The 15,019-nt window shown below is 60.2% G+C and carries 8 protein-coding genes; 6 read left to right on the top strand and 2 right to left on the bottom strand.

The features are described 5' to 3' along the window. Window positions 1-5 precede the first annotated feature (5 nt). From thrC to lon, 5 genes are all read left to right on the top strand, one after another. Window positions 6-1,259, top strand: coding sequence for a threonine synthase (thrC, locus tag FFH90_RS06420; RefSeq protein ID WP_026286467.1), 1,254 nt, complete (start codon window positions 6-8; stop codon window positions 1,257-1,259). 13 nt (window positions 1,260-1,272) lie between these two features. Next, complete coding sequence (gene glyA, locus FFH90_RS06415; RefSeq protein WP_018926660.1) at window positions 1,273-2,511, top strand: serine hydroxymethyltransferase; 1,239 nt, start codon at window positions 1,273-1,275, stop codon at window positions 2,509-2,511. 243 nt (window positions 2,512-2,754) lie between these two features. Further along, window positions 2,755-4,137 (top strand): carbohydrate porin, encoded by a 1,383-nt coding sequence (locus tag FFH90_RS06410; protein ID WP_138866871.1) that lies wholly within the window; start codon window positions 2,755-2,757, stop codon window positions 4,135-4,137. Between the two features lie 150 nt (window positions 4,138-4,287). Next, window positions 4,288-6,696, top strand: coding sequence for a glucose/quinate/shikimate family membrane-bound PQQ-dependent dehydrogenase (locus FFH90_RS06405; RefSeq protein ID WP_064616269.1), 2,409 nt, complete (start codon window positions 4,288-4,290; stop codon window positions 6,694-6,696). 223 nt (window positions 6,697-6,919) lie between these two features. Beyond that, on the top strand, window positions 6,920-9,337 hold the full coding sequence (lon, locus tag FFH90_RS06400) for an endopeptidase La (RefSeq protein WP_138866870.1): 2,418 nt from the start codon (window positions 6,920-6,922) through the stop codon (window positions 9,335-9,337). Between the two features lie 764 nt (window positions 9,338-10,101). Here the strand turns inward: lon and FFH90_RS06390 are convergent. Together FFH90_RS06390 and FFH90_RS06385 are read right to left on the bottom strand one after the other, a co-directional pair. Further along, on the bottom strand, window positions 10,102-13,173 hold the full coding sequence (locus FFH90_RS06390; RefSeq protein WP_138866869.1) for an efflux RND transporter permease subunit: 3,072 nt from the start codon (window positions 13,171-13,173) through the stop codon (window positions 10,102-10,104). A gap of 6 nt (window positions 13,174-13,179) precedes the next feature. Beyond that, window positions 13,180-14,280: an efflux RND transporter periplasmic adaptor subunit gene (locus tag FFH90_RS06385; protein ID WP_111455321.1), complete on the bottom strand. Its 1,101-nt coding sequence runs from the start codon at window positions 14,278-14,280 to the stop codon at window positions 13,180-13,182. 94 nt (window positions 14,281-14,374) lie between these two features. Here FFH90_RS06385 and FFH90_RS06380 point away from each other — a divergent pair, with 94 nt between their 5' ends. Then, window positions 14,375-15,019, top strand: coding sequence for a TetR/AcrR family transcriptional regulator (locus FFH90_RS06380; protein WP_018926667.1), 645 nt, complete (start codon window positions 14,375-14,377; stop codon window positions 15,017-15,019).

Below are 15,019 nucleotides of genomic sequence, written 5' to 3'. Positions count from 1 at the left end.
TGGCCATGAAGAAGTCTTACAGAGAGTATGTATTGCAGTGCCTGGCTTGCGAACGCCGCTACCAGCCACATGAAGTCAGCTACTACTGCCCCCATTGCAAAATCGATGGTGCTCTCGATGCGCTCTACGATTACCCGACACTGGCACGCGAATGGTCACGGGACAGTCTGGCTCATGACCACGCCCGGGGAATGTGGCGTTATGACCGGCTGATGCCGCTGAATTCCACGCAGTTCATTCCACCATTACTGGTGGGTAACACGCCGTTGTATTCACGTCCCGAATTGCTCGGCAGAGAGGCGCCAATCAAGGTATTCATCAAGGATGAATCCCGGCAGCCTACCGGCTCATTGAAGGATCGCGCCAGCGCCCTGGCTGTAGCCCATGCGATGCAATCCGGTGCGAGCACCGTCGCCGTCGCCAGCACTGGCAACGCTGCTTCGGCGCTGGCCGGAATGAGCGCGAGCCTGGGTCTGCGCAACGTGATTTACCTGCCAAAAAGTGCTCCCCGCGAGAAACTCGCACAAATGCAGGGCTACGGTGCCGAGATCGTACTGGTCGATGGGCAATACGACGAAGCGTTCGAACAATGCTTCGACGCCTGCGAAACCCATGGCTGGTACAACCGCACCACCGGCATCAATTCGTACATGAGCGAAGGCAAGAAAACCGTGGCTTTCGAGATGTGCGAACAGCTCGCCTGGCAAGTCCCGGACCTGGTGTTTGTCCCAGTCGGCAATGGCTGCATCCTGGGCTCGGTGTACAAAGGCTTCTTCGATCTGCTGCAACTGGGCTGGATTGAACGCATGCCACGGCTGATCGGCGTACAGGCGCAAAACAGCAATTTCATGTATCGAGCCTGGCGCAGCGACCAGCCGATGCAGCAGACCGAACGCATTACGCCTACCAGCCTCGCCAGCAGCATCAACGTGGCCCTGCCGCGCGACCGTCTCAAGGCCTTGCGCGCGGTAACGGCCAGCGAGGGCGAGTTCATCTGTGTCAGTGACCCGAGCATTGTCGCAGCGGCGTCCAGACTGGCCGCCAGCACCGGCGTTTTCCCCGAAGCCGGGGCCGCCAGCGCCTTCGCCGGTCTGCTCAAGTACGCCGAAGAACACCCCGACACGCCGCAAACCGCCGTGGTGCTGATCACCGGCAGCGGTCTGAAAGACACGTCCATTTTTCTTTCCGATACCAGCAAAAGCCAGTCACGGGTGTTGCCGCGTCACGCGCCAGCCCCCTTGGCTGAAGCACTCATTTAAAGGAATGCCCTCCATGAGCCTGCAGAATCTAGACCCCACCCTCGCTCGCCTGATCGGCCGCGAACGCAACCGCCAGGAAACCCACCTGGAGTTGATCGCCTCGGAAAACTACGTCAGCGAAGAAGTGCTGGAAGCCCAAGGTTCGGTGCTGACCAACAAGTACGCCGAAGGCTACCCAGGCAAGCGCTATTACGGTGGCTGTAAAGTGGTCGACGAGATTGAAAGCCTCGCCATCGAACGTGCCTGCAAACTGTTTGGCAGCGAATATGCCAACGTCCAGCCGCACTCCGGCTCCCAGGCCAACCAGGCCGTGTTTCTCGCTGTGCTCAACCCTGGCGACACGATTCTGGGAATGTCCCTGGCCGATGGCGGCCACTTGACCCATGGCGCCTCGGTAAACTTCTCCGGCAAGTTCTACACCGCCTATTCTTACGGCCTGGAAAAACACAGCGAAACCCTCGACTACGCCGAGATGGAAGCCCTGGCCCGGGAACACCGGCCGAAAATGATCATTGCCGGTGCCTCGGCGTATTCAAGGACCATCGACTTCCAGCGTTTTCGCAACATCTGCGATGAAATCGGGGCGTACCTGATGGTCGACATGGCGCACTACGCCGGACTCATCGCAGCCGGCCTGTACCCCTCGCCGGTCGGCATTGCCGACTTCGTCACCTCGACCACTCATAAAACGCTGCGCGGCCCACGGGGTGGTCTGATCCTGGCCAAACGCGAACATGCGGCGTTGCTCGACAAGACGATATTCCCGGTCTATCAGGGCGGACCTCTGATGCACGTCATCGCCGCCAAGGCCGTAGCGCTCAACGAAGCCCTCGGCGATGAGTTCAAGCACTATCAGCAACGCGTCATCGACAACGCCAGGACCATGGCGAATATCCTTACTCGACGCGGCCTGCGGGTGGTGTCAGGGGGCACCGACTGCCACATGTTCCTGCTCGATCTGCGCGCGAAGAACATCACCGGAAAAGATGCCGAGGCGTTGCTCGAGAGCGCCCACATCACCTTGAACAAGAACGCGATCCCCGACGATCCGCAAAAACCTGCGATCACCAGCGGCATCCGCATTGGTACACCCGCCCTGACCACGCGGGGCTTCGGTGAAGCCGAATGCGCCGAAGTGGCCAACCTGATTGCCGACCTGCTTGAGCAACCGACCAATGCGGCACTGCTGGACAATGTCCGTCGACGGGTGATGCATTTGTGTGAATGCTTCCCGGTCTATCTGTTGAATTAACGGCCCTGAAACATGGCGAGGCGGACTATTCAGTCCGCCTTTTTTTTGCGCCACCTGGCACTGCGGCGACCGGTCGCAGCCGACTGTTACCAAATCCGAAATGATCCATGTCAGTAAAAGCCCTTTCTCAATGTGTTACAGAACATTATCCTTACGCCCGTCCTGCTGAAACGCTTCTCCCCTGCTGCATTCCTGCTGCGTTCAGCGCATCCCCTTTAGAAAAAGATCAAGAATTCCTTCTCTATGCCTGATTTTCAAACTCCGCGAGACAGCGCTGTCTCACCCGTTGTGTCCAGCCGAAAAGCCCTGAAGCTGATCAGCGGGTTCACCGCTCTGGGCCTTGCCACTTGCGCCCAGGCCGCGCCAGCCTTCGATAGCAACTCGCCATGGATGCTGGGTGACTGGAACGGCACTCGCACCGAACTTTCGGAAAAAGGCTACGACTTCAAAGTCGATTACACCGGTGAAATGGGCAGCAATTTGCACGGCGGCTACGACCATGACCGTACCGCGCGCTACAGCGATCAGTTTGCCTTGGGCACTCACCTGGACTTGCAGAAGATTCTGGGTTGGGACGACGCTGAGTTTCAGCTGACCATCACCGAACGCAATGGCAACAACATCAGCAACGACCGGATCAACGACCCGCGTGTCGGCGGTTTCACCTCGGCGCAGGAAGTCTGGGGTCGTGGCCAGACCTGGCGCCTGACGCAGATGTGGTATCAGCAGAAATTCTTCGACCAGAAGCTCGACATCAAGGTCGGCCGCTTCGGCGAGGGTGAAGACTTCAACAGCTTCCCCTGCGACTTCCAGAACCTGGCGTTCTGCGGCTCCCAGGTCGGTAACTGGGTCGGTGGCATCTGGTACAACTGGCCCGTCAGCCAGTGGGCCATGCGCGTCAAATATCACCTGACGCCCGAGCTTTACGCACAAGTCGGGGCTTACGAGCAAAACCCGTCCAATCTGGATCGCGGCAACGGTTTCAAGCTCAGCGGCAGCGGCACTCAGGGCGCAATCCTGCCGGTAGAACTGGTCTGGACCCCGAAGCTCAATGGCCTGCCGGGTGAATACCGCGCCGGTTACAACTACAGCAGCGCCAAGGCCAGCGACGTTTATAAGGACGGCAATGGCCAGCCGGCCGCCCTGAGCGGCGAGGCTTACCGCAGTGCATCGAGCAAACATGGCGTATGGCTCGGTATTCAGCAGCAACTGACCAGCCGCGCCAGCGACAACTCACGCGGCCTGAGTGTGTTCGCCAATGCCACGATGCACGACAAGAAGACCAACGCCATCGACAACTATGTCCAGGCCGGCGTCGTCTACAAAGGCCTGTTCGATGCCCGCGCCAAAGACGATATCGGCTTCGCCCTGGCCCGTGTCCACGTCAACCCGGCCTACCGCAAGAACGCCGAGGCCACCAACCAGGCCCGCGCCGCCTTCGACTTCGACGATCCGTCGTTCCTGCCCCCGCAAGACACCGAATACAGCAGCGAGCTCTATTACGGCGTGCACGTCACCAACTGGCTGACCGTGCGCCCGAACCTGCAATACATCCGCCACCCCGGTGGCGTGGACAAGGTCGACGACGCGCTGATTGGCGGGATCAAGATCCAGTCATCGTTCTGATCAAACGCATAAAACCTGTGGGAACTGGCAAGCCTGCTCCCATCAGGACCGCATCAACCAAACACTTTTTCGATGAACCATGCCCGCGCCAGATCGTCATCTACAGTGAACTTGCGCGGCACTACTTAAAACGTCACGGAGAACCACACTATGAGCACTGATGGTGCTTTGAGTCGAAGCCGTTTATTGCCGACCCTGCTCGGCATTCTGCTTCTACTAATGGGCCTGGCCTTGCTGGCCGGGGGGATCAAGCTGAGCATGCTCGGCGGCTCGCTGTATTACCTGCTGGCCGGTATCGGCCTGATGGTGGCCGGTGGGCTGCTGCTAGCCGACCGTTATGCGGCGCTGAGCGTGTACGCTATGGTGCTGTTCGCCAGTACCGTCTGGGCACTGTGGGAAGTCGGTCTGGACTGGTGGCAACTGGTGCCGCGTCTGGCGCTGCTCTTTACCCTCGGCATCGTCATGCTGCTGCCATGGTTTCGTCGCCCGTTGCGTCGCGGCGACTTCAACCCGGTCGGCACCGGTGTGCTGAGTGCTGCCGTGGTCATCGCCGGTATCGCCGCGCTGGCCAGCCTGTTCACCAACCCCGGTGAAATCAAAGGCCAACTGGACCGTGACGCTGTGCCTGGCATGAGCAATACCGCCCCGGCCATGCCGGATGGCGACTGGAACTCCTACGGCCGCAGTGCCCATGGCGATCGCTACTCGCCACTGGCGCAAATCACCCCGCAGAACGTCAGCAAACTGGTTCCCGCCTGGACGTTCCGCACCGGTGACCTGCCTGGCCCGAACGACCCGGGCGAAACCACCGCCGAAAACACCCCGCTCAAAGCCAACGGCATGCTCTATGTCTGCACGCCGCACAGCCAGGTGATCGCACTGGACCCGGACACCGGCAAGGAAATCTGGCGTTTCGATCCGAAGCTCTCCACGCAGAACGCGGCGAACTTCAAGGGTTGGGCGCACATGACCTGCCGTGGCGTGACCTATCACGATGATGCCGCCTACGCGTCCGAGCAGAGCCCGACCGGCACTGCCAACGCGCCAGTGACCAGCGTCTGCCCGCGCCGGATCTTCCTGCCGACCGCCGACACCCGCCTGATCGCCCTGAACGCCGACACCGGCAAGATGTGCGAAGACTTCGGTAACGGTGGCCAGGTCGACCTGACCGCCAACATCGGCAGCTTCACCCCTGGTGGTTACTACTCCACTTCGCCACCGGCGGTCACCAAAGACCTGGTGGTGATTGGCGGCCACGTCACCGACAACGTTTCCACCGACGAGCCAAGCGGCGTCATCCGCGCGTTCGACGTGCACACCGGCAAACTGGTGTGGAACTGGGACAGCGGCAATCCGGACGACACCACGCCCATTGCCGAAGGCAAGGTCTACACCCGCAACTCACCGAACATGTGGTCCATGTTCGCCGTCGACGAAAAACTCGGCATGCTCTACCTGCCGATGGGCAACCAGACCCCGGATCAGTTCGGTGGCGCGCGTACCCCTGAATCGGAACTGCACTCCGCCGGCCTGACCGCGCTGGACATCGCCACCGGCAAAGTGCGCTGGCACTTCCAGTTCACTCACCATGACCTGTGGGACATGGACGTCGGTGGCCAGCCAACCCTGATGGACCTGAAAACCGCAGACGGTGTGAAACCGGCGGTGCTCGCGTCCACCAAGCAAGGCAGCATCTACGTGCTGGACCGCAGCAACGGCCAACCGATCGTGCCGATCAATGAAATCCCGGTACCGCAAGGCGCGGTGGAAGGCGACCACACTTCGCCGACCCAACCGATGTCCGACCTGAACTTCGTGCCGCCGACCCTCAAGGAACGCGACATGTGGGGCGTGACCCCGTTCGATCAGATGCTGTGCCGGATCGACTTCAAATCCCTGCGTTACGACGGCATGTTCACGCCGCCGTCGCTGCAAGGCTCGATCGTTTATCCAGGTAACTTCGGCGTGTTCGACTGGGGCGGCATGTCGGTTGACCCGGTGCGTCAGATTGCTTTCGTGAACCCGAGCTACATGGCGTTCAAATCGAAACTGATCCCGGCCGCCGAAATCGCCAAACAAGGCCCTCGCGTCAGCGAAACCCAAGGCGTACAGCCCAACAAAGGCGCGCCATACGGCGTGATCCTCGAAGCCCTGCTGTCGCCAATGGGCCTGCCATGCCAGGCACCGGCGTGGGGTTACGTGGCGGCGGTCGACCTGACCACCCACAAAACCATCTGGAAGCACAAGAACGGCACCGTGCGCGACAGCTCGCCGGTTCCGATCCCTCTGAGCATGGGCGTACCGAGCCTGGGCGGGACCTTCACCACTGCCGGTGGCGTGGCCTTCCTGAGCGGCACCCTCGACCAGTACCTGCGCGCCTACGACGTGAAAAACGGCAAGCAGCTGTGGGAAGGCCGCCTGCCAGCCGGCGCGCAAACCACACCGATGACCTACACCGGCAAGGACGGCAAGCAATACGTGCTCGTTGTTGCGGGTGGTCACGGCTCGTTGGGCACCAAGCAAGGTGACTATGTGATTGCGTACAAACTGTCGGAATAAGCGGTAGCGGCAGTTAAAACAAAGGCGACGCCCTGTGAGGGGCGTCGCCTTTTTTTGTGGGCGCTGCAATCCCCGCCATCCCCAAAATCCCTGTAAGTGCGGGGCCCTTTGGAGACCCAAGACCTGTCAAAACCCTGAACACACACTCTGAAATAGCCAGGGCCATTGAAACCACCCCCCACCTGCCCCATCTAAGATCCATACCCTATTGCGCAGGTGCCCCATGACCGACCAGCAAGAATTCCCTGAAGACCCGAGCGAATACGCCGAAACAGACAAAAACGAACACCCTTCAACCGGTAAAGGCCTCACCCTGCCTGGCCAGAACCTGCCGGACAAGGTCTACATCATCCCGATCCACAACCGGCCTTTCTTCCCGGCGCAAGTGCTGCCGGTGATCGTCAACGAAGAGCCGTGGGCCGAGACTCTCGAACTGGTGAGCCAGTCCGACCACCATTCCCTGGCCCTGTTCTTCATGGACGCCCCCCAGGACAACCCGCGCCATTTCGACACCAAAGCCCTGCCGGAATACGGCACGCTGGTCAAAGTCCATCACGCCAGCCGCGAAAACGGCAAACTGCAATTCGTCGCCCAGGGCCTGACCCGGGTGCGCATCAAAACCTGGCTCAAGCACCATCGCCCACCGTACCTGGTGGAAGTCGAATACCCGCACCAGCCCACCGAGCCGACCGACGAGGTCAAGGCCTACGGCATGGCGCTGATCAATGCGATCAAGGAGCTGCTGCCGCTGAACCCGCTGTACAGCGAAGAGTTGAAAAACTACCTCAACCGCTTCAGCCCCAACGATCCGTCGCCCCTGACCGACTTCGCCGCCGCCCTGACCTCGGCCACGGGCAGCGAGTTGCAAGAAGTGCTCGACTGCGTGCCGATGCTCAAGCGCATGGAAAAAGTCCTGCCGATGCTGCGCAAGGAAGTCGAAGTCGCGCGCTTACAGAAAGAGATTTCCGCTGAAGTTAACCGCAAGATTGGCGAACATCAGCGCGAGTTCTTCCTTAAGGAACAACTCAAGGTCATCCAGCAAGAGCTGGGGCTGACCAAGGACGATCGCAGCGCCGACATCGAACAGTTCGAGCAACGCCTGACGGGCAAGGTGTTGTCGCCCCAGGCGCAGAAACGCATCGTTGAGGAAATGAACAAACTGTCGATCCTCGAAACCGGATCGCCGGAATACGCGGTGACCCGCAACTACCTCGATTGGGCGACTTCGGTGCCGTGGGGCGTGTATGGCGAGGACAAACTCGACCTCAAGCATGCGCGCAAGGTGCTGGACAAACACCACGCCGGCCTCGACGACATCAAGGACCGCATCCTCGAGTTCCTCGCAGTCGGTGCCTATAAAGGCGAGATCAGCGGCTCCATCGTGTTGCTGGTGGGCCCGCCGGGCGTGGGCAAGACCAGCGTTGGTAAATCCATCGCCGAATCCCTCGGTCGACCGTTCTACCGCTTCAGCGTTGGCGGCATGCGTGACGAAGCCGAGATCAAGGGCCATCGCCGCACCTACATCGGCGCACAACCGGGCAAACTCGTCCAGGCGTTGAAAGACGTCGAAGTGATGAACCCGGTGATCATGCTCGACGAGATCGACAAGATGGGCCAGAGCTACCAGGGCGACCCGGCCTCGGCGCTGCTGGAAACCCTCGACCCGGAACAGAACGTCGAATTCCTCGACCATTACCTGGACTTGCGCCTGGACCTGTCGAAAGTGCTATTCGTCTGCACCGCCAACACCCTGGACTCGATCCCCGGCCCGTTGCTGGACCGGATGGAAGTGATTCGCCTGTCGGGTTACATCACCGAAGAAAAAGTTGCCATCGCCAAGCGTCACCTGTGGCCGAAACAGCTGGAAAAGGCCGGCGTATCCAAAGGCAACTTGAGCATTAGCGACACTGCATTGAGGGCCTTGATCGACGGCTATGCCCGTGAGGCCGGAGTCCGTCAGCTGGAGAAAAACCTCGGCAAACTGGTGCGCAAAGCGGTGATGAAACTGCTCGATGAACCGAAAGCCGTCATCAAACTCGGCCCCAAAGACCTGGAAGCCTCACTCGGCCGCCCGGTGTTCCGCAACGAGCAAGTGCTGTCCGGCGTCGGCGTGATCACCGGGCTGGCCTGGACCAGCATGGGCGGCGCGACCCTGCCGATCGAAGCCACGCGCATTCACACCCTCAACCGAGGCTTCAAACTCACCGGGCAACTGGGAGACGTGATGAAAGAGTCGGCGGAAATCGCCTACAGCTACGTCAGCTCCCATCTGAAGCAATTCGGCGGTGACCCGACGTTCTTCGACGAAGCATTCGTCCATCTCCATGTACCCGAAGGCGCAACGCCGAAAGACGGCCCGAGCGCCGGCGTAACCATGGCCAGCGCCCTGCTTTCGCTCGCCCGTAACCAGCCACCGAAAAAAGGCGTAGCCATGACCGGTGAACTGACGCTGACCGGGCATGTACTGCCGATTGGCGGTGTGCGCGAAAAAGTCATCGCAGCGCGTCGGCAGAAGATCAATGAACTGATTTTGCCGGAGCCTAATCGGGGTAATTTCGAAGAGTTGCCGGAATACCTGAAAGAAGGGATTACCGTGCACTTTGCCAAGCGCTTCGCGGATGTGGCGAAGATATTGTTCTGAGCCGTCACCTGATCGTTCCCATGGGTTGGGAATAATCAGACTCAGCAAAAAGCCCGCTGACCTTTTAAGGGGGCAGCGGGCTTTTCATTTGTGCTACGTCTGCGGATCTAGATTATCGAGCACGCGGTTCATCATCGACTATCAAGCTCGCCTCCACGAATGCTGTCTCAAAAACTCACGAAACTGAGTTCTGAATACAATATTCCGATCATTTGACTCAGTTTCAAACGATTCTGAGACAAGCGAGCTGCCGCAGGCTGCGATCTTTTGATCTTGAAAACCAACGTCAAAAGATTGCACCCGCCATGGACTGATCGGCTGTCAGGCCGCCTTCGCGGGCAAGTCGGATCGCCGCACCGCTCCCCCCTACGATGGAGCGGCGTACACCCACCCCTCACCACTCAACAGGTCGAGCGTTAGCTCGCCTGCCGCTTTTGATCTTGATTCACCCGCCCCTTCGGGAGGCTGAGTGGAGGTGTTCATCTGGGGATTGGCGCGCAGCGCCGTTCGACGCAGTCGAACACATCGCATGTAGGTTGAAGCGAAGCCAACCGTAGGGCGATGCCCCCAGATGGATACCGGAGCGAAGGAACCCCGAGCCTTAGCGAGGGGCCGGACGCTTGGGGCGAGTGTTTTTTGCTTCCTTTTTTAGGCGCTTGTAAAAAAGGGAGTCGCCGTAAGGGCGAAACCATAAGCCGCCGTTACCGCAGAAATGGATATGTACACCACCAACAAGAACATGGTCGGCCCGAAGGCCGCCAAGATCAAACCGGTTCTTTTTTCACTCTGAACCAAGCCGCATACAACGCCGGCAAGAACAGCAACGTCAACGCCGTCGCCACAATCAGCCCGCCCATGATCGCCACCGCCATCGGCCCGAAAAACACACTGCGCGATAATGGAATCATCGCCAGCACCGCCGCCAGCGCGGTCAACACAATCGGCCGGAAACGTCGCACCGTCGCCTCGATGATCGCCTGCCAGGGCTTGAGCCCGGCAGCAATGTCCTGCTCGATCTGATCCACCAGAATCACCGAGTTACGCATGATCATCCCGGACAGCGCGATGGTCCCGAGCATGGCGACGAAACCGAACGGCTGACGGAACACCATCAGGAACAGCGTCACCCCGATCAACCCCAGCGGCGCTGTCAGAAACACCATGGCAGTGCGTGAGAAACTGCGCAGTTGCAGCATCAGCAACGTCAGCACCACCACGATGAACAGCGGCACGCCGGCCTTCACCGAGTTCTGCCCACGGGCCGAGTCTTCCACCGTACCGCCGACTTCCAGCAGATAGCCGTCCGGCAGTTCGGCGCGGATCGGATCGAGGGTCGGCATGATTTGCTGCACCAGTGTCGCCGGTTGTTCCTTGCCGTAGATGTCGGCGCGAACCGTCACGTTGGGCAGGCGGTTACGGTGCCAGATGATGCCTTCTTCGAAGCCGTATTCCAGCGTGGCAATCTGCGACAGCGCCACGCTGCGACCGTTGTCGGTCGGCACGGCCAGGCTCGGCAGCAACGCCAGTTCAGTGCGCTCATGCACCGTGCCGCGCAGCAGGATCTCGATCAATTCGTTGTCTTCGCGGTACTGACTGACACTGGAGCCGGTCAGCGAGCTTCGCAGGAACCCCGAGAGGTTCGCCGTGCTCACGCCCAGCGCCCGCGCGCGATCCTGATCGACGTTCAGGTACACGACTTTGCTCGGCTCTTCCCAATCCAGATGCACGTTGGCCACGTGTGGGTTCTCGCGAACCTTGGCCGCGACTTTACGTGCCAGGGCGCGGACGTCCGCTATGTTCTCACCGGTGACCCGGAACTGCACCGGATAGCCAACCGGCGGGCCGTTTTCCAGACGCGTGACCCGCGAGCGCAGGGCCGGGAATTGTTCATTGAGGGTTTCGATCAGCCAAGTGCGCAGGGCTTCGCGGTCTTCGATGGTTTTGGCCAGGACAACAAATTGCGCAAAGCTTGCAGCCGGAAGTTGCTGGTCCAGCGGCAGGTAGAAACGCGGCGAACCGGTGCCGACATAAGCCACATAGTTGTCGATCCCGGCGTGATCCTTGAGCAGGCCTTCGAGACGCTTGACCTCCTCGGCGGTGTTGCTCAGGGAGGCACCTTCGGCGAGTTTCAGATCAACCATCAATTCCAGTCGCCCCGATGCCGGGAAGAACTGCTGCGGCACGAAACGGAACAGCACCACGGACGCGACGAACATCACGATGGTCAGCACGATCACCGTTTTGCGTCGGCGCACGCACCACTCCACCAGCCGTCTGACGCGCTGATAGAACGGCGTGCCGTAAGGGTCGGGTTGGCCGTCGCCAGTGCCGTGTTTGGCGGCGTGAATTTTCGCCAGGTCCGGCAGAAGTTTCTCCCCCAGATAAGGCACAAAAACCACGGCGGCCACCCACGACGCCAGTAGCGCAATGGTCACCACCTGGAAGATCGAGCGGGTGTACTCGCCGGTGCCCGATTGCGCGGTGGCGATCGGCAGGAAACCGGCGGCGGTGATCAACGTACCGGTGAGCATCGGGAACGCGGTGCTGGTCCAGGCATAGCTGGCGGCCTTGATCCGGTCGAAGCCCTGTTCCATTTTGATCGCCATCATTTCCACGGCGATGATCGCATCATCCACCAGCAAGCCCAGCGCCAGCACCAGCGCGCCGAGGGAAATCTTGTGCAGGCCTATCCCTAAGTAATACATGCAGGCGAACGTCATCGCCAACACCAGCGGTATCGCCAGCGCTACGACCATGCCGGTGCGCACGCCGAGGGAGAAGAAGCTCACCAGCAACACAATCGCCAGGGCCTCCACCAGCACCTGAACGAACTCGCCCACACCGGTTTTCACCGCGGCGGGTTGATCGGAGACTTTGCGCAACTGCATGCCGGCCGGCAGGTTTTGCTGAATCCGGGCGAACTCGATTTCCAGCGCCTTGCCCAATACCAGAATATCGCCACCGTCCTTCATGGCCACTGCCAGACCGATGGCGTCTTCAGCCATGAAGCGCATGCGCGGCGCCGGTGGATCGTTGAAGCCACGACGAACGTCCGCCACATCACCGATGCGGAACGTGCGATCTGCAACGCGAATCGGGAAGTTCTTGATCTCGTCGACCGTCTGAAAATTCCCCGAGACCCGTAGCTGCAAACGCTCGCTGGTGGTTTCGAAGAAGCCGGCGGTGGACATCGCGTTCTGTTCTTCAAGTGCCTGCTGCACCGCCGCCAGCGGCACCCCGAGGGTGGCCAGTTTAACGTTGGAGAGTTCGATCCAGACCTTCTCGTCCTGCAACCCGAGCAGGTCGACCTTGCCCACATCCTTGACCCGTTGCAGCTGGATCTGGATGCGGTCGGCGTAATCCTTGAGCACTGCGTAATCAAAGCCCTCGCCGGTCAGGGCGTAGATGTTGCCGAACGTGGTGCCGAATTCATCGTTGAAAAACGGGCCCTGGATACCCGGTGGCAGGGTCTGGCGAATATCGCCGATCTTCTTGCGGACCTGATACCAGAGGTCCGGGATATCCACCGAATGCATGGAATCGCGCGCCATGAACGTCACCTGGGACTCGCCCGGGCGAGAGAACGAGGTGATCCGTTCGTACTCGCCGGTTTCCATCAGTTTCTTTTCAATACGCTCGGTGACCTGGCGCGCCACTTCCTCGGCGGTGGCCCCCGGCCAGTTGGTACGAATTACCATGGCCTTGAAGGTGAACGGCGGGTCTTCGCTTTGGCCAAGCTTGGTGTAGGACAACGCCCCGACCACAGCCAGCAGGAGCATCAGGAACAGTACGATCTGGCGGTTACGCAGCGCCCATTCGGATAGATTGAAACCCATCGGGGATTACTCCTTGTGCGCCAGATTGACCACGCGATTGGAGCGATCCACCGGGCGCACTTGCTGCCCGTCGTGAAGCACATGAACACCGGCCGCCACCACCCAGTCGCTGGCGTTCAGTCCCTCGAGCACCGGCACGGTTTTCTCGCCAAATGCACCGACCCGCACCGGGACTTTTTTCAAGGTGTTGTTGGCGCCGACCACCCACACGTAGGTGGCGCCGTTTTCTGCGGTGAGGGCCGACAGCGGCACTGACAACGGCACCACTTCGGCAGTCTGGATGAACACCCGGGCGCTCTGGCCGAGTTCGGCGGGAACCTTGCCGGCGGTAAAAGCGATACGGGCGGCAAAAGTGCGGGATTTAGGATCGGCGGCAGGCGACAACTCACGGATCTGCCCAGGGAAACGCTGATCGGGTTGGGTCCAGAGCTCCACCGAGACCGGCTGACCGACCTTGAAGCGGCCGAAGCTCTGCTCCGGCAGGCTGATCAATACTTCGCGCTCGCCATCGGTGGCCAGGGTAAACACGGTTTGCCCGGCCGCCACCACTTGCCCGACTTCAACCGCACGCTTGGCCACCACGCCATCCTGCGGCGCACGCAGCACCGCGTAACTGGCCTGATTGGTCGAAACGTTGAATTCGGCTTTGATTTGCTTGAGGCGGGCCTCACCGGAGCGGTAGAGGTTTTCCGCGTTGTCGTACTGCGAACGGCTGACCATCTGCCGCTCCATCAGGGTCTTGTAGCGATCACGCTCGGCGCGCACCAGGTTCAGATTGGCTTCGGCAGCCGCGACCTGGGCACGGGTGGCTTCCAGTTGCAGGCGCACGTCCTGAGGATCGAGTTCCGCCAGGGGTTGATCAGCCTTGACCCGCTGCCCTTCTTCGACCAGTCGTCGGCTGACTTTGCCGCCAATCCGGAAGGCAAGGTCCGGCTCATAACGCGCGCGAACTTCGCCGGGATAGCTTTCCATTCCCTGGGCCGAGGGCTCTGGCTGTACCACCATGGCCGGGCGCACGCTGACCGGAGGGGCTTCTTCATGGCCACATGCCGACAATAAAAAAGCCAGACTGACCGGCAACGCGAGGGGCAAGGCAAAGCGCAGCATGGTGAACGACCTTTCGCTAATGGTGCTTGGAATAATTATACTGACCAGTATGTTATTAATAGCAAACTCACCAGTCCAGTATTAAAAGCGAAGAATGTCAGACAATCTTTCCACCCCCAGCGGTCCGGGCCGTCCCAAGGATCTGGCCAAGCGCCGGGCAATCCTCGACGCGGCGAAAATCCTGTTTTTGAGTAAGGGATACGCCAACACCAGCATGGATGCCGTAGCGACTGAGGCCGGCGTGTCGAAGCTGACGGTCTACAGCCATTTCAACGACAAGGAGACGCTGTTCTCTTCCGCTGTCGTGGCCAAATGCGAGGAGCAATTGCCTCCGCTGGTTTTTGAATTGCCGGACGGCGTCGCCGTGGAAACCGTGCTGCTGAACATCGCACACGGCTTTCATCAACTGATCAACAGCGACGAATCGGTGAACCTGCACCGGCTGATGATGACGCTGGGCAGCCAGGACCCGAAACTCGCACAGATCTTCTTCGAGGCCGGGCCGGAACGCGTGCTGCACGGCATGGAGCGTTTGCTGAGCAAGATCGATCAGAGTGGCGTGTTGAGCATCGACAAACCGCGCAATGCCGCCGAGCACTTCTTCTGCCTGCTCAAGGGCGCGGGGAATTTCCGCTTGCTGTATGGCTGCGGCGAACCGGTAACCGGGGATGCGGCCGAAGCCCATGTGCAGGAAGTGGTGGGATTGTTTATGCGGGCGTATCGGCCGGAGTCGGCCTGA

Origin of the sequence: Pseudomonas sp. ATCC 43928, from assembly GCF_005938665.2 — a bacterium.
Classification (GTDB): Bacteria; Pseudomonadota; Gammaproteobacteria; order Pseudomonadales; family Pseudomonadaceae; genus Aquipseudomonas.
The sequence above is the reverse complement of the archived record's forward strand: the minus strand, read 5'-3'. Positions and strand labels throughout refer to the sequence as shown.

What these genes read in the sequence shown, in the direction of transcription:
- thrC (WP_026286467.1), top strand. Translation starts at nt 6, where the DNA reads ATGAAGAAGTCTTACAGAGAGTATGTATTGCAGTGCCTGGCTTGCGAA.
- glyA (WP_018926660.1), top strand. Translation starts at nt 1,273, where the DNA reads ATGAGCCTGCAGAATCTAGACCCCACCCTCGCTCGCCTGATCGGCCGC.
- FFH90_RS06410 (WP_138866871.1), top strand. Translation starts at nt 2,755, where the DNA reads ATGCCTGATTTTCAAACTCCGCGAGACAGCGCTGTCTCACCCGTTGTG.
- FFH90_RS06405 (WP_064616269.1), top strand. Translation starts at nt 4,288, where the DNA reads ATGAGCACTGATGGTGCTTTGAGTCGAAGCCGTTTATTGCCGACCCTG.
- lon (WP_138866870.1), top strand. Translation starts at nt 6,920, where the DNA reads ATGACCGACCAGCAAGAATTCCCTGAAGACCCGAGCGAATACGCCGAA.
- FFH90_RS06390 (WP_138866869.1), bottom strand. Translation starts at nt 13,173, where the DNA reads ATGGGTTTCAATCTATCCGAATGGGCGCTGCGTAACCGCCAGATCGTA.
- FFH90_RS06385 (WP_111455321.1), bottom strand. Translation starts at nt 14,280, where the DNA reads ATGCTGCGCTTTGCCTTGCCCCTCGCGTTGCCGGTCAGTCTGGCTTTT.
- FFH90_RS06380 (WP_018926667.1), top strand. Translation starts at nt 14,375, where the DNA reads ATGTCAGACAATCTTTCCACCCCCAGCGGTCCGGGCCGTCCCAAGGAT.